The organism is Nocardiopsis deserti (genome assembly GCF_008638355.1).
Classification (GTDB): domain Bacteria; phylum Actinomycetota; class Actinomycetes; order Streptosporangiales; family Streptosporangiaceae; genus Nocardiopsis; species Nocardiopsis alborubida.
Genome location: NZ_VWVS01000014.1, coordinates 80,682 through 94,065, shown reverse-complemented (window position 1 = coordinate 94,065; position 13,384 = coordinate 80,682). Strand labels below are relative to the sequence as shown.

Here is a 13,384-nt window from a genome sequence, read left to right as displayed (position 1 = left end):
GTTTCTGCTCAACCGAAGTCCATCCTCACACAACGAACACACGAAATCCGCACTGGTATCTCATTCCTCAAGAGCTCCAAAGAGCGCTGCCGGAAGCGCTGACAGCAGCACCAGCCACCGCTGTCAGCATCCCCACACCTGACCTCAGGCGCAGCGCTCCATGACCTGGTCGTAGTGACGCTGCGCGCATGAAGCTGCGGCCGACCGGCCGTAGTGGCGCAGCATCTGCCACGAATCCCAGCCGTTGAACTCCATCAGGCCCCCCTCGCCGCCGCCGTTGTCCAGGTAGCAATGCGAGAAGTCGTGCCGGAAGCGATGCGGGCGCACATGTCCCACACCCGCCTTCGCAGCCCGACAGCGGAGCATCTGGTACACACCTAGTTGGGTCAGCGTTCCGCCCTTGACCGAGAGCCACAGGCAGGGCAAACCTGCGTTTTCTGGCCTGGCTACACCGGCTCCAGGCTGACTGATGCGCCGATCGCTGCGAACGCGACGGCCACCACGACCAACAGCAGCGCCCCACGACCTTGGCACCCCGGCGCAGGCGGGGCCCATGAGCACCAGCACCAGGTGCATCAGGGACATCGCGCCCAGCGCGTACAGGGCGATGAACAGCATCGGCCCGTGCGGGGTGGGCGCCGTTGGCCGTGCCCATGTACGCCCCCATCAGCAGTACCAGGCCTGCGCCCTCCACCACGACCACCCCGACGATCCACAGCAGGACCGCGATCCAGGGATGGCGGCAGAGGAAGCTGCCGGGGGGCTCACGAGTTCGTCATGCTGTTCAGTCTGGGCGGCGCCTTTTTCGCCCGCATGAGTATGCGTACTCGAAACCACCAGGAGAGGCGCTAGGGCACCAGCCCGTACAGGTGGTCCTCCACGTGGGCGACCACCGCGCCGGGAACCGGGAGAACGCTGTACCCGCCAGCGCCCAGCAGGTCGTCCGCGTTCGCAGGGTCCTCGCTGCCCTCCAGCAGGATCGGCGTCCAACCTCGCTGGACCGCCTCGCTGCTCCCCCACGGCAGGACGGAGACAGCGCGGACCCGACGGTCGGCGTCGTCTCGGGCCAGGTGAGGCACGGCCAGCACCGACCCCAGGGCGCGGGCCTGGTCCATCGCCACCCACAGGTCCGCGTCCACCTCGACCTCGGTGCGCTGGACAATCTCCCCGCTGGCATCGGTGACCAGCAACAGGTCAGGCTGATCGCCGCTCCGGTCGCGCAGCACCACCGCGCCCTGGGTGTCCACGCCCAGGACGTACTCATACACCGGATTGGGGGCGGGAGGGAGCACCGATACGGGAGCGCCGTCGTCCACGGCGAACACCCCGCCCGGCGTGCGGGCCACCGCCGCGCCCCCGTGTCCCTCACGCACGGCGCCGATGGTGGGCACCCGCACGTAGGAGAGGTTGTCTGGTGTCCACTCCTGGCGCCACACCTGTTCGCCGGTGGCCGCGTCCAGCGCGGTCACGCTCTCCACCGCGTCCGCGGGCACGTCCATACGGGCCAGGGTCGATTCCACATCCTCCTCGGGGATGTGCGTCTGGTCCAGGCACAGCCGCGCTACCAGCACCCGGTCGCCGTGGCCGCGTATCCCGTCGTCATCAGCCCACAGGCACCAGCGCTCGCCGGGCCCGTCCTGGAGTTCGACCTCCCACAGACGTTCGGTGGATTCGGTGGCGTAGGCCACGACCAGGGACCGCCCGTCCTCGTAGACGGAGAAGACGCGCACGTCGGGGGTGAGGTGACGCACCGCGGAGGGCTCCTGCTGCTCCGGCCAGGTCAGGGCGGGCATGGGCGTCTCGCGCACCACTTCACCAGTGGCGGCGTCCAGCACCACCAGCGTGCGCGTGTGCGGCTCAGGCTCGGACGTGGCCTCGGTGTCGTGCAGCAGGTAGGCGTAGCGGTCCTGACCCGCGAACACCCCGGCCTGCGCATGGCGGGAGAAGGGCAGCCGGTAGGTCCACAGCTCCTCGCCGGTGGCCCCGTCCAGGGCCACGAACCCGTCGGCGTAGCGCACCAGGGGCCCGCGCGGGCCCCGCTCCACGCCCAGCACCATGTGCTCGGGCTGCCAGGTCCAGCCCACCCGGCTGATCGTGGCCGGGACCGGCGCCGCCTGCCCGCCCGCGTCGGCCACGGTGTGCTCGACCATGAAGGCCCGGGTCAGGGCCGCGGGCGCCAGCGTCCAGACCAACGCCACGACCAGGGCGCCCGCCACCGCCCCGGTCAGCACCCGCTTCCACCGGTGCCAGGGCAGGGCCGTGGCCGTTCCCAGCACCAGGGCCGTGCCCAGGGCCACCAGGCACACCCCGATCCACAGGGCCAGGATGTAGTCCGGGAACATCCGGTAGCCTTCGTCGTCCACGGTCGCGAGCAGGTGATGGGTGGGGAAGGCCGCCCACACCACCGCGAGCACCACCAGGACCACGGCGCCGCGGCCCAGCGCGCTGCCCAGGGTCGGGCGTGCGGCGAGCCGGTCGGGGTCGCGGGTGGCGGTCAGGGACACCCACCCCAGCACCGCGGCGGCCAGCAGCAGCGTCGGGCCGACCAGGAGCGCCAGGCCCTGGCTGCCCGGCGCGGCCTGCTCGCTGAAGTTCGAGACGTGGGGCGTGGTCAGGATCAGGGCGCCCACGAGCACCGTGACCCCGCTCCAGCCGAGCACGTCCCCCACACGTCGTCCCACCGCTGTCCCACCCCTTGTCCTGGTCCGGCCGTATCCGGCCCAGGCAGTCTAGGGACCGGGGCCAGGGCGCTCGCCGCGGGCGGGTGCTGGACCGCCCCGTGACGCTCTGACCGCGCACCGGGGTTCACGGGGAGAACGCGTAGATCCGGACAGGGCCCAGGTGCAGTTCGTAAAGCCCGAAACAGTCGGCCGCCAGCGTCGCGACGGGAGTACCGCAGGCGCAGGCCCGGTTGAGCCCCTCATTACCGACAGGCCCACAGCACCCGGTGCTGCTCTTCCCCCTGGGCAGGGGCTGAAGATCGACATCGTCGGGGTACACCAGCACGGTGCGCCTGGTGCCCGCCGAGATGACGAAGCCCTCCTCCCGACGGACCACGGGCCCGCGCGACTGCGCGGGCTCGGGGTTGTGCTGGTCGTCCTGCACGACGCAGGGAGGCCCCAGGGCTCGGGGGCGATCGCATAGTGGCCACGCGGCACGGTGGAAGGCGCCCGGCGCGTGTCCTTGTCCCGATCGTGCTCGGGTCTACGACCTCGGGCACGGTGGCGAGTTCGTCCAGCTCCGGTGTGATCGGAGTGCCGCACTTGGAGCGCAGGAAGACGGTCATCACCCCGTTGCAGTGTTCGGCGCCGCTGCTTCGCACTCTCGTTTCTGAACGTCCCAGCGCTGGAGCTGGAATCCTGTCACCGGCAGCTACGCACGACTGACAAAATGTCAGCCATGCCGCTTCCCTCTCCCCCGCCACACGAGCCCACCCGGAACGCACCCCCCGCACAGGCGAACCAGGCTCCTCAGCCCGCCCCCGGCACCCCGTATCCGTACCCCCAGACCCCCTACGCGCAGGCCCCCGTGGACCCCCAGGAGCCGTACCCGCAGGCTCCGTACCCTCAGGCCCAGTTCCAGTACCCGCAGGTCCCGCCCCCGCCCGTGCCCGCCATCGACGGGAAGGAACTGCGTCCCCGCGCACGCTGGTACTGGATCGGTGGGCTCACCATCCCGACCGGCGCGCTGACCTCCTTCCTCGTCTTCCTCGGCCTTCTCCTCTCCGCGACCGCGGAGCCCGAGTTCATCGCCGAGTTCGAGGGCGGTAGCAGCGCCACCTTCCAGGTCGAGGAGGGGCAGGAGGGCTACTGGGGACTGTACGTCGAGGGCGACGCCAACCGTTTCGCCTGCGAACTCGACACACCCGCGGGCCCCGGATCCGGGAACGACAACCTGGACACGGCGCCGCACTCCTACAGCGGCACGGCCTACGACAGCTGGCGGCTCACCGCCGAGCTGTCCACACCCGAACCCGGTGAGTACGTCCTTCGCTGCGACGACATCCACTCGGGCACCTACGGGATCGGCACGCTCGAACAGACCGCGTCCTCCGAGGCCAAGCTCGTTACCGGTGTCCTGGCCCTGGTCGTCCTCGGCCCGTTGAGCTTCATCGCCGGGGTGGTCGTCCTCATCGTCACCGGGGTCCGGCGCGCCTCGCACCGCACCCGGCTGGTCCGGGAGCGGATGCAGACCTTCGGCGCGCCGCAGCCCGCCGGCTCCGGCCCGCAGCCGGGTCCGATCCCTTAGCCCGGGACTCAGCCCGGGACTCAGCCCGAACCTCCGCGAAGGCCCCGAACAGGCCCGCTCACGGCAACGCCGCAGGGCTCCATGTGGGCCCCGCCCGGCGGTGGCGCGTCCGGCGGCACACAGCACTGACCATCCGGGCCGTTCCTGCGACAGCCGCACACGCACAGCGCCCCCGAACCGCACCCCTGCCCTTCGGGGGGTGCTGTGCGTCCGGCCCGCGCCCCCGGGTCGCAGGCGCCACGGACGATCGGTGAGGCGGCCCGGCCCGCCGTCGACGTGACCGGTTATGGTCAGAACCGACCGCATGTGTCCCACCACCTGCGATCCTGAACCCCCCTGCGGCACTCGGAGCGCACGTGACCTCTCCTGAACCGCCCTCCCACCCCTCCCGGTCCGCCCAGACCTTCCAACCCCTACGGCCCCGCGACCCCGAATCCGTCGGCGGATACCGGACCGTGGGCCGCCTCGGCGCGGGCGGTATGGGCACCGTCTACGCCGGTCGGGGCGCCTCCGGCGGCGTGGTGGCGATCAAGCTCGTCCACGGTGACCTCGCCGCCGATCCCGACTTCCGTGCCCGGTTCCGCCGCGAGGCCGACCTCGTCCGGCGTGTGTCCAGTGCCTGCGTGCCGCGTTTCCTGGACAGCGACACCGACGCCGCCCAACCCTGGCTGGCCACCGAGTACGTCGCCGGGCCCACCCTGCGCCAGCACGTGCGCGAACACGGCCCGCTGACCGGCACCAGCCTGCGGGCCTTCGCCACCGGGGTGAGCGAGGCGCTGCGGGCGATCCACACGGCCGGGATCGTGCACCGCGACCTCAAACCCGGCAACGTGGTACTCGCGGCGGACGGCCCCAAGGTCCTCGACTTCGGCATCGCCCGCGCCCTCGCGGAGACCGCCATCACCCGCACCGGAGGGCTGTTCGGCACTCCCGGCTGGGTGGCCCCGGAGCTGCTGCGCGGTGGCCAGCCGAGCCCGGCGGCCGACGTGTTCGCCTGGGGCGCCCTGGTCGCCTTCGCCGCCACCGGAAGAAACCCGTTCGGGACCGGTTCCGCCGAGACCGTGGCGGTGCGGGTACTGGACGGCCAACCGGACCTGGCCGGGATCCCCGATGACCTGATGCCGCTGGTCACCGCCGCCACCGGGGGCGACCCCGCACGGCGGCCGACCGTGGATCAGGCACTGTCCGAGCTGCTCGGGGCGCAGCTCACGGGCATCGGCGGCACGAGTCCGGCGGAAGAGGCGACCGCCCTGGTCACCCGGGTGCTCCGGGACGGCTGGGAGGCACCGCCGCCGCCCACCATGATCACCCCGCCCCGCCCCCTCGCCCCAACTCCGGGAACCGGCCAGCCCTCGGACCGGGCGGCCGCGCGGGAGCCGGGGAAGCGCCGCTGGACGCTGGTCGCGGCGGCGGCCGCCGCCGTGCTGCTGGTGACCGGAGGCGGCTGGTTCCTGGGCGTCCGGTTCGGCCCGGGCGGCACCGGCTCGGGTGCTGACAGAACCGATGCCGCCGGGGGAACGGAAGGGTCCGGCCGCGGGAGCGGTGGGAACGGGGACGGCCCCGGAGAGGGTTCGGGCGAGGTCTCGAACGCTGGCGCTGGCGGCGAGATCGCGGTGGAGATCTCCGGGAACGGGCTGTTCACCGTGCACGCGGACGGCTCCGGAGGACTCGGGATCACCCCCGGGTTCGACGGGGTCAACCCTGCTCTGCCCGAAGGTGTCGAACGCGCCGAGTACGCGGTGGCGACCGTCCGGGTGGAGACCGTCTACTCCGACACCGCCGCCCAGACCGGGATCATGGTGTTCGGCGAGGTCGAGTACGTGGCGGACACCGGTGAGTTCACGCTGAGATCGGGCGACATCACCCTCCTTGAGGTCGGCGAGGGGCTGGACCCGCTCCCCCGGGACCCCACCGCCGATGGACGGCCCGCCCACGTCGCGGTTCCCGACGAGGTGCTGGCCACCGTCAGCCGGGAGACGCCCAGCGCGGAGTTCGAAGTGCGTTTCCCGGAGGCGCCCGAGAGCGGGCTTCTCGCCTACCTGCCCGCCCCCACGGCGCTCGGCGGGAACGCAGACACCGCGCGCGGCGCCTACGCGTGTTACATGAACTGGCACCCGTACCCGCCGGTCGACATGACCGACGAGGAGTTCGTGCCCTGCCCGGAGGAGCGCCCGAGTGAGTGAGCACCGCGACCACGGCCCGGGGCCCGGCGGATCACACCCACGCGACGGGGGACCCACCGGCTCGGGTCCGGCGCCAGGTTCGGGCCCGCGTCCGAAAAGAGGACCAGCACCGGGGACGGAGCCAGGGACAGCACCGGGTTCGGGACCGGGTTCGGGACCGGGCTCCCACCCCGGGCCGAGGCCGGGGACGCATCCCGGGTTCGCTCCGCTGCGTCCGGACGACCCCGAGACCCTGGGCGGGTTCCGCATCGTCGGCAGGGTCGGCACCGGCGGCATGGGCACCGTGTACGCGGGGCTGTGTCCCGGCGGGCGCGCACGGAGCGGCTACGCGGCGGTCAAGGTCATCCGGGAGGAGCTCACCGAGGATCCGGACTTCCATGCCCGGTTCACCCGCGAGATCCGCCTCCTCAGCCGGGTCCGCAGCCGGTCGGTCCCGGAGTTCCTGGGCTCCGGCCAGGACGCGCACGGGCCGTGGCTGGTCACCGAGTTCGTGCCCGGGTTGTCGTTGTCCGCGCACGTCAGACAGCACGGGCCACTCCCGCCCCACCTTCTCCTCGGGCTGGCCGCCGGGGTCGCCGAGGCCCTGAACGCCGTGCACACGGCCGGGATCGTGCACCGCGACCTCAAACCCGGCAACGTCATGCTCGCCCCCGAGGGCCCCAAGGTGCTGGACTTCGGTATCGCCCGCGCCGTCGACGAAACCGCGCTGACCCGAACCGGCGGTCTGGTGGGCACCCCCGGATGGATCGCCCCGGAGGTACTGCGCGGGGCGTCGGCCGCGCCGCCCGCCGACCTGTTCGCCTGGGGCGCTCTGGTGGCCTACGCCGCTACCGGACGTGCGCCCTTCGGTTCGGGTTCCACGGACTCTCTCCCCTCTCGGGAGCTCGACCAGCCGCCGGACCTGGCCGGAGTGCCCGGACCACTGCTGCCACTGGTGACCGCCGCGTTGGATCCTGACCCGCGCCAGCGCCCCACGGCGGCCCAGGCCGCCCACGCCTTGGTCGCTCTGGGCCAGGGGCGGGGGCGGCGGAAGCAGGACGTTCCGCTGGACGGGTCAGGGCTGTCGAACGCGGTGGGGGCCCTCCTGGACCGGGAGTGGCGGGGTGTGCGTGCCGTGCAGCCGCCCGCTCCGCCTCGCCGGGTGCCCAAGGCCCTGGTGGCGACTGGCGCCGCCGTCCTGCTGCTGGGCACGGTGGGCGGTGGGTTCCTGGCGGCCCAAGTGCTCTCGCCAGACGGCGGTGAGACCGGGGGGACCGGGGAGGGTGCAGCCGCGGAGGGGACGGAAGAGGGTTCAGGGGCGGGAGGGGCTCAGGAGGAAAGGGGTTCGGAAGAGGAAGGTACGGAGGGACTCGACACGGAATGGGTGATGCCGGAGCCGACGCCCTTCGGCACCAACGCCGAATGGCTGGCGGAGGTGATCACCTCGCCGAACGGCATGCCGACCTTCCAGGCCACCCCCGACTCGTACGAGACGCTCTTCCACCTCTCCGTGAACTCCGTGGAGGAGGTCCCCGAGGGGGTGCGCTTCACCGTGCTCGTCGGGAACCTGGTCGAGGGCCACGGCGTCTCCGTGCCTGAGCTGTTCACGGTTCCCACTCCTGAGGGCCCGATCGAGCCGGAGGAGGCTCCCGGACCGGCCTCGGTCGGCGACAGGCTCGTCCTCACCTTCCCGGGTGCTCCCGAACGGGGTCCGCTCACCTTCGGAGACCCCGACTTCGTGCCGGGTGTCTCCGGGATACCGCCGGTCAGCCAGTGCTACGACGCCGCAGCCGGAAGCGTGTCCGTGGATTACGAGTCCTGCCCCTGAGGCCTTGGGAGGGCATCAGCCGTGCTCCCAAGGCCTATCCCCGCGTACGCGGGGAGCACGTGTTCGACCACTTCCTGTCGCTCCGCCGGACGGGACCATCCCCGCGTGCGCGGGGAGCACTTCACGGCGTGAACGCAAGCGCGGCGGGTGTAGGGACCATCCCCGCGTGCGCGGGGAGCACCTGGACACGTCGGCCAGCTCGGTCAGGCGGTCGGGACCATCCCCGCGTGCGCGGGGAGCACGACCACCTGGACGTTCCAGGCCGGTCTGACCGGGGACCATCCCCGCGTGCGCGGGGAGCACCGGCCGATGAGCTGGCCGTTGCCGATGCTGGGGGGACCATCCCCGCGTGCGCGGGGAGCACGAGTTTGTCGACACCATCGGGCGCGTGTCACTGGGACCATCCCCGCGTGCGCGGGGAGCACCAGATCGACACCCACAGGGACCTGCTCGCCGCGGGACCATCCCCGCGTGCGCGGGGAGCACCACGCAGGACGCGCGCGAGGCCCTTGAGATTCGTGGACCATCCCCGCGTGCGCGGGGAGCACTCGGCCTGCCCTTCGTCATGGGCGGCCTACTCGGGACCATCCCCGCGTGCGCGGGGAGCACTAGGTGCGGAGCCTCAGCACGACCATGCCGACGGGACCATCCCCGCGTGCGCGGGGAGCACCTCCTTGCCGATGCGGCGGGCTTCCCAGTCGAGGGACCATCCCCGCGTGCGCGGGGAGCACAGTCAACGACCTGCGAACTTACCAGTGGCAAGCAGCCGTTTTTCCAACTTCCCAAGAAACAGACAAAACGGGCAACGCACTCAGTCCTGGGAAGTCCATGGCCGCAGAATACCGGCACGCAGCATGCCCCTGCCGGTAATCCCTCGGACGTTCCCCCGGGTAGTGGGCATCTCCGGCTCTGGAAACACGAGGGAAAGTCCACCCCGTGACCATGAAGCACCACCCACCCGAGTTCAAAGCCGACGCCGCCGCCCTGTACTGGTCCCGTCCCGGCGTGACGATCGTTCACATCGCCGACGAGCTCGGTATCGACCGTGAGACACTGCGCAACTGGATCCGCACTGACGACGACGCACGCTCAGCGCCCGCCACCGCACCCATCCGGCCTCGCCCCGGCAACCCCGCGACCGCCAAAGTGAGCCTGAAGGCCCGGCACAAGGCCCAGCACGCGGTCGAATGCGGGATCAGCCGTCTCAAGCAGCACCGGGCCGCAGCGACCCGGTTCGACAAACTTGCGGTTCGGTCCGAGGCGACGGTTCAGGTCGCGGCGATTCGTCAGTGGCTGTGAACCCTCAGCCTGCCGTCGTGCGAACGCCCCAGCAGGAGAGAGGATGTGCCTGCGGTCGTTACGGAGGAAGGGCGCGTTTCCTGGCATTGGCGCGGGGCGGTGCGTATGGGGTTGCACCTTCCGTAACGGCATGTGGTTCGGTGGACCTACGTCCCGGTCCCTTGAGGAAAGGCCCCTGCTCGTGTACTCGTCCTTCATGCCACCCCGCCAGGTCAAGATCGGTGACGCGGCGGCCTTCGCCGGCACCACGCCACGGGCGATTCGCCACTACCACGAGATCGGGCTGCTCCCCGAGCCTGAGCGGGGCAGTGACGGCCGCCGCCGCTACGGGTACGAGGACATGATCCGCCTGCTGTGGGTTCTCAGGATGGCCGACGCCGGTATCGCCCTGAACGACATCCGTGACGCCTTCACCACCGGCACGGCTTCCACCGGCGCCGGCAGCGGAGACGGTATCTCGGGCATCCTGGAGCGGTTGGAGGAAACCCTCGCCGAGCAGGAGGCGGAACTGGGGCGGCAACGGACAGCCGTGCAGCGGATGCGCACCGAGGGCAGCCGGATGGGCCTGCTCTCCGACTTCGTCACCGACCGTCTCAAGAACCTGCCCGAGGGCTCCCTGCGGCAGGCGGACCTGGACACTCTGCTGGTCACTGAGCGGATCTTCGGCCCGCTCGGCGCAGCCGTCCAGGCCACCCGCTTCATCGCCCTGGCCACGCATCCCACCCTGCGGGAGGACTCCGACCGCATCGATGACGCCGAGGAGGCACTCGACGACAGTGTCGCCGTCGATGATCCACGGGTGGCTCACGTGGCCGCCGAACGGCACGCCTTCGAAAACGCTCTGCAGGCCGTCATCGAGGAGTCCGGCCTGGATAAGGAGGACGAGGCCCTCTTCGACGCCTGGGACATTTTGCACCCCCCTCCCACCGATGACGAGGGCAACTTCATCCCCGGCAAGCGGGAGGAAGGCTCCATGAGCATGGTCAAAGCCATCAGCAAGATGCCCTACGACTTCTCCCCGGCCCGCCAACGCTGCATGGAACTGTCCATAGAACTGTCCGTCCAGGACTCACCCGCTACCTGAAACACGGCTCAGAAGCGAACCTAGAGGCCGGGACCATCCCCGCGTACGCGGGGAGCACTATGAGGACAACCGCGCCGCGCTGGTGGAGCTGGGACCATCCCCGCGTGCGCGGGGAGCACCGCGCCCTCCAGTACATGGTCCGCGCGGCCGGGGGACCATCCCCGCGTGCGCGGGGAGCACGCGCAGACCGCGACGCCCGCCCTTGACTCTTCGGGACCATCCCCGCGTGCGCGGGGAGCACACCACGGTAGACCGGGGGAAACGAGGAAGTGAGGGACCATCCCCGCGTGCGCGGGGAGCACCATCCTGGCCCGGCTGGTAGGAGATACCGGCGGGGACCATCCCCGCGTGCGCGGGGAGCACCAGGTCTGGCCGAGGCCACGAATACGGTCACGAGGACCATCCCCGCGTGCGCGGGGAGCACACGGTCGACGGGCTCGTGTACATGAGGGGCACGGGACCATCCCCGCGTGCGCGGGGAGCACACGGTCGACGGGCTCGTGTACATGAGGGGCACGGGACCATCCCCGCGTGCGCGGGGAGCACGCCAGGCACAGCGCTTCCACGAGGCGGCTGTGGGGACCATCCCCGCGTGCGCGGGGAGCACACGACCGTGCCGTCGGCCAGAATCGCGTTGAAGGGACCATCCCCGCGTGCGCGGGGAGCACGCAGCGAGGCGAAGACATCCTGTAGCCAGCGTGGGACCATCCCCGCGTGCGCGGGGAGCACAGTCAACGACCTGCGAACTTACCAGTGGCAAGCAGCCGTTTTTCCAACTTCTTCAGAAACAGACAAAACGGACGACGCGCTCAGCCCTGGGAAGACCATGTCCGCAGAATACCGGCAGGAGCGCATCACGCCCCTGCCGGTAACCCCTCAGTTCACGGAAACCGGCTCCGCGAGGAGCAACAGCACCTCGGATTCGGAAACCTCAGTCAGTCCGACAGGCGAGGCCACCCAGTAGGACAGAGTCTGCTCACCAAACCAGATGAGCAGGTGCGGGTGATGCCTCTGGAGAACTGCCGCGCGGACGTGCTCGCGGACGAACTCGGAGCGGTGTCCGCCCAGGCGGGGCAGGTGCGCGGCCCGACACCGACGGCACGAGGGGTGCTCACAGGCCGGGCAGAACGGACCGATCAGCGGACTGCGCTTGGGCAGCGGCGGCAGCGGTCGGTGCAGCAGGTCGTTGGAAGGCCGGGGCACGGGGATAGGATGCGTCACTGATCCTGCTTTCTGAACATGTGGAAGTGTGTGGATTTTGGGATCTGAGGGCCCGGAAAGCGTTGGCGCGCTTTCTGGGCCCGTTTCGCGTCTGAGGCGCGATGCCTACTGCTGGGTGTTCCAGAGGCTGTCGGTCAGGTCGTAGGCCAGGAAGAACCACAACTGGCGGTAGTCGCAGATGCCGTTGTCGCCCCAGGAGGAAGCGAAGGCATCGACCATGGCCAGACCGCGCCCGGACTCAGCAGCCAGGTCCAGCCCCTTGGGCTTGGGTGCCAGGTGAGAGCGCTGACCAAGAGCGGCCTTCCTGCCCTCGCGGGAGCCCTGATCGCGGCAGGTCAGGCGCAGGGGCGGCCCGTTCGCGCTCGGGGACCATCCCCGCGTGCGGAAGTAGCGGGAGTGGGAGGCGCATTACCCATAAGAGGCTCATCCGGCCAGGTCGGAGCGTTTGACGGTCTCGCGGGAGCGAGCGCGCTCCACGGGGGTGGAGTCCGCCGCCCGCGCGTCGTCAGTCCAGGTGGCGGTGTCGGTGGCCGGGTGGCGGATCAGGGTGGGGACTTTGCGCAGACGTTTGTCGTAGCCGGGCTGTTGAGGCAGGCAGGGGAACTGGTCGGACAGGTGGGTGCGGGTATAGCGCAGCCACCGTGCCTCACTGGCGTGGCCGAGCAGGGCCTGCGTCAGGGCCGGCGTGACCAGTTCGGTGTCGGACAGGCGGGGTCGGAAGCCGACCTCTGGCCGCCAGGGGGCCAGGTCCGGGCGGTGTTTCAGGAGGCGTTCGGTCCCGGCGTAGAGTGCACGGGCGAGGGAGTCCAGGTCTTGCGTCACAACATGACCACGGGCTCCCTCGCCTCATGCTCGAACCACGCACCCCTGGGAATTGCTCATCCAGGAGAGCGCACGTGTTCGCCGAGGCGGTGCGTTCTCATCACGGACCGTCTGCCAGGAGTTCGCGGAGCAGGCCCTCGACCCACTCCGGAGTGGGGGGCGACGCGAAGAACAGAATCCGGTACATCATGGGCGCGACCACGTGGTCGACCACCGATTCGGCGTCGGGGACCGGCTCGCCGCGCTCGGTCGCGCGTTCCAGGATGACGCCGATCCGTTCGCGGGTGTACTCGGCGCACTGGCCCGCGTGCGTCGAGTCGCCGTCGCTGGAGAGGACGTCGCGGATGTATCCGCGGCCGGGAGAGGAGGACATCTCCTCCAGGAACTGGAGTGCCCATGCCCTGAGGTCGGACTCCAGGGCGCCGGTGTCCTCGGGCGGGGCCTCGGGGCGCAGGCGTTCGACCGCGACATCGGAGAGCAGGGCCTGGAGGTCTCCCCATCGTCGGTAGACGGTCGAAGGGGTCACTCCGGCGCGCTGAGCGACAAGCGGCACGCTCAGCTCGGCGCGTCCGTGCTCGGTGAGCAGGTCTCGGACGGCTGTGTGTACCGACTGCTGGACGCGTGCGCTGCGACCGCCGGTGCGGATCCCCTGGCTCGGACTCATGCTTCCATCTTAACGCACAATATTTGCTTTAGCAGTGACGTGTGGCTACTGTCTTT

General features: G+C 70.7%; 10 protein-coding genes, 2 pseudogenes and 2 CRISPR repeat arrays. Of the genes and pseudogenes, 5 read left to right on the top strand and 7 right to left on the bottom strand.

Annotated elements, in window-relative coordinates; genetic code table 11:
- Positions 1-144 precede the first annotated feature (144 nt).
- The 3 genes from FYW99_RS18955 to FYW99_RS32420 all read right to left on the bottom strand — a co-directional run bounded on the left by FYW99_RS18955 (position 145) and on the right by FYW99_RS32420 (position 3,105).
- Positions 145-618 (bottom strand): tyrosine-type recombinase/integrase, encoded by a 474-nt coding sequence (locus FYW99_RS18955; protein ID WP_150253364.1) that lies wholly within the window; start codon positions 616-618, stop codon positions 145-147.
- A 230-nt stretch (positions 619-848) separates the two neighbouring features.
- Complete coding sequence (locus FYW99_RS18950) at positions 849-2,681, bottom strand: outer membrane protein assembly factor BamB family protein (protein ID WP_150253363.1); 1,833 nt, start codon at positions 2,679-2,681, stop codon at positions 849-851.
- Between the two features lie 124 nt (positions 2,682-2,805).
- On the bottom strand, positions 2,806-3,105 hold the full coding sequence (locus FYW99_RS32420; RefSeq protein WP_223839218.1) for a hypothetical protein: 300 nt from the start codon (positions 3,103-3,105) through the stop codon (positions 2,806-2,808).
- Positions 3,106-3,399: 294 nt separating this feature from the next.
- On the opposite strand from FYW99_RS32420, the gene FYW99_RS18940 reads away from it, so the two are divergent.
- From FYW99_RS18940 to FYW99_RS18915, 5 genes are all read left to right on the top strand, one after another.
- Positions 3,400-4,248, top strand: a complete 849-nt coding sequence (locus tag FYW99_RS18940) for a hypothetical protein (RefSeq protein WP_150253362.1) — start codon at positions 3,400-3,402, stop codon at positions 4,246-4,248.
- A 356-nt stretch (positions 4,249-4,604) separates the two neighbouring features.
- Complete coding sequence (locus tag FYW99_RS18935; protein WP_150253361.1) at positions 4,605-6,431, top strand: serine/threonine-protein kinase; 1,827 nt, start codon at positions 4,605-4,607, stop codon at positions 6,429-6,431.
- A gap of 208 nt (positions 6,432-6,639) precedes the next feature.
- Positions 6,640-8,238, top strand: coding sequence for a serine/threonine-protein kinase (locus FYW99_RS18930; protein ID WP_150253562.1), 1,599 nt, complete (start codon positions 6,640-6,642; stop codon positions 8,236-8,238).
- A gap of 30 nt (positions 8,239-8,268) precedes the next feature.
- A CRISPR array of direct repeats spans positions 8,269-8,969; the repeat unit is 29 nt; unit sequence GGGACCATCCCCGCGTGCGCGGGGAGCAC.
- Positions 8,970-9,180: 211 nt separating this feature from the next.
- Positions 9,181-9,537 (top strand): transposase, encoded by a 357-nt coding sequence (locus tag FYW99_RS32415; protein ID WP_223839269.1) that lies wholly within the window; start codon positions 9,181-9,183, stop codon positions 9,535-9,537.
- A gap of 181 nt (positions 9,538-9,718) precedes the next feature.
- On the top strand, positions 9,719-10,621 hold the full coding sequence (locus tag FYW99_RS18915) for a MerR family transcriptional regulator (RefSeq protein ID WP_150253360.1): 903 nt from the start codon (positions 9,719-9,721) through the stop codon (positions 10,619-10,621).
- Between the two features lie 29 nt (positions 10,622-10,650).
- Positions 10,651-11,350: direct repeats of the CRISPR family, unit length 29 nt; unit sequence GGGACCATCCCCGCGTGCGCGGGGAGCAC.
- Positions 11,351-11,497: 147 nt separating this feature from the next.
- On the opposite strand, the gene FYW99_RS18910 is transcribed toward FYW99_RS18915, so the two are convergent.
- The 4 genes and pseudogenes from FYW99_RS18910 to FYW99_RS18895 all read right to left on the bottom strand — a co-directional run bounded on the left by FYW99_RS18910 (position 11,498) and on the right by FYW99_RS18895 (position 13,328).
- Complete coding sequence (locus tag FYW99_RS18910; RefSeq protein WP_317847002.1) at positions 11,498-11,824, bottom strand: hypothetical protein; 327 nt, start codon at positions 11,822-11,824, stop codon at positions 11,498-11,500.
- A 123-nt stretch (positions 11,825-11,947) separates the two neighbouring features.
- A pseudogene (locus FYW99_RS18905) lies at positions 11,948-12,187 on the bottom strand (ATP-binding protein); the annotation flags it as partial.
- A gap of 81 nt (positions 12,188-12,268) precedes the next feature.
- A pseudogene (locus FYW99_RS18900) lies at positions 12,269-12,664 on the bottom strand (IS982 family transposase); the annotation flags it as partial.
- Between the two features lie 100 nt (positions 12,665-12,764).
- Positions 12,765-13,328 (bottom strand): TetR/AcrR family transcriptional regulator, encoded by a 564-nt coding sequence (locus tag FYW99_RS18895; protein WP_150253358.1) that lies wholly within the window; start codon positions 13,326-13,328, stop codon positions 12,765-12,767.
- Positions 13,329-13,384: the final 56 nt, after the last annotated feature.

What these genes read in the sequence shown, in the direction of transcription:
- FYW99_RS18895 (WP_150253358.1), bottom strand. Translation starts at nt 13,328, where the DNA reads ATGAGTCCGAGCCAGGGGATCCGCACCGGCGGTCGCAGCGCACGCGTC.
- FYW99_RS32415 (WP_223839269.1), top strand. Translation starts at nt 9,181, where the DNA reads ATGAAGCACCACCCACCCGAGTTCAAAGCCGACGCCGCCGCCCTGTAC.
- FYW99_RS18940 (WP_150253362.1), top strand. Translation starts at nt 3,400, where the DNA reads ATGCCGCTTCCCTCTCCCCCGCCACACGAGCCCACCCGGAACGCACCC.
- FYW99_RS18955 (WP_150253364.1), bottom strand. Translation starts at nt 618, where the DNA reads ATGCTGTTCATCGCCCTGTACGCGCTGGGCGCGATGTCCCTGATGCAC.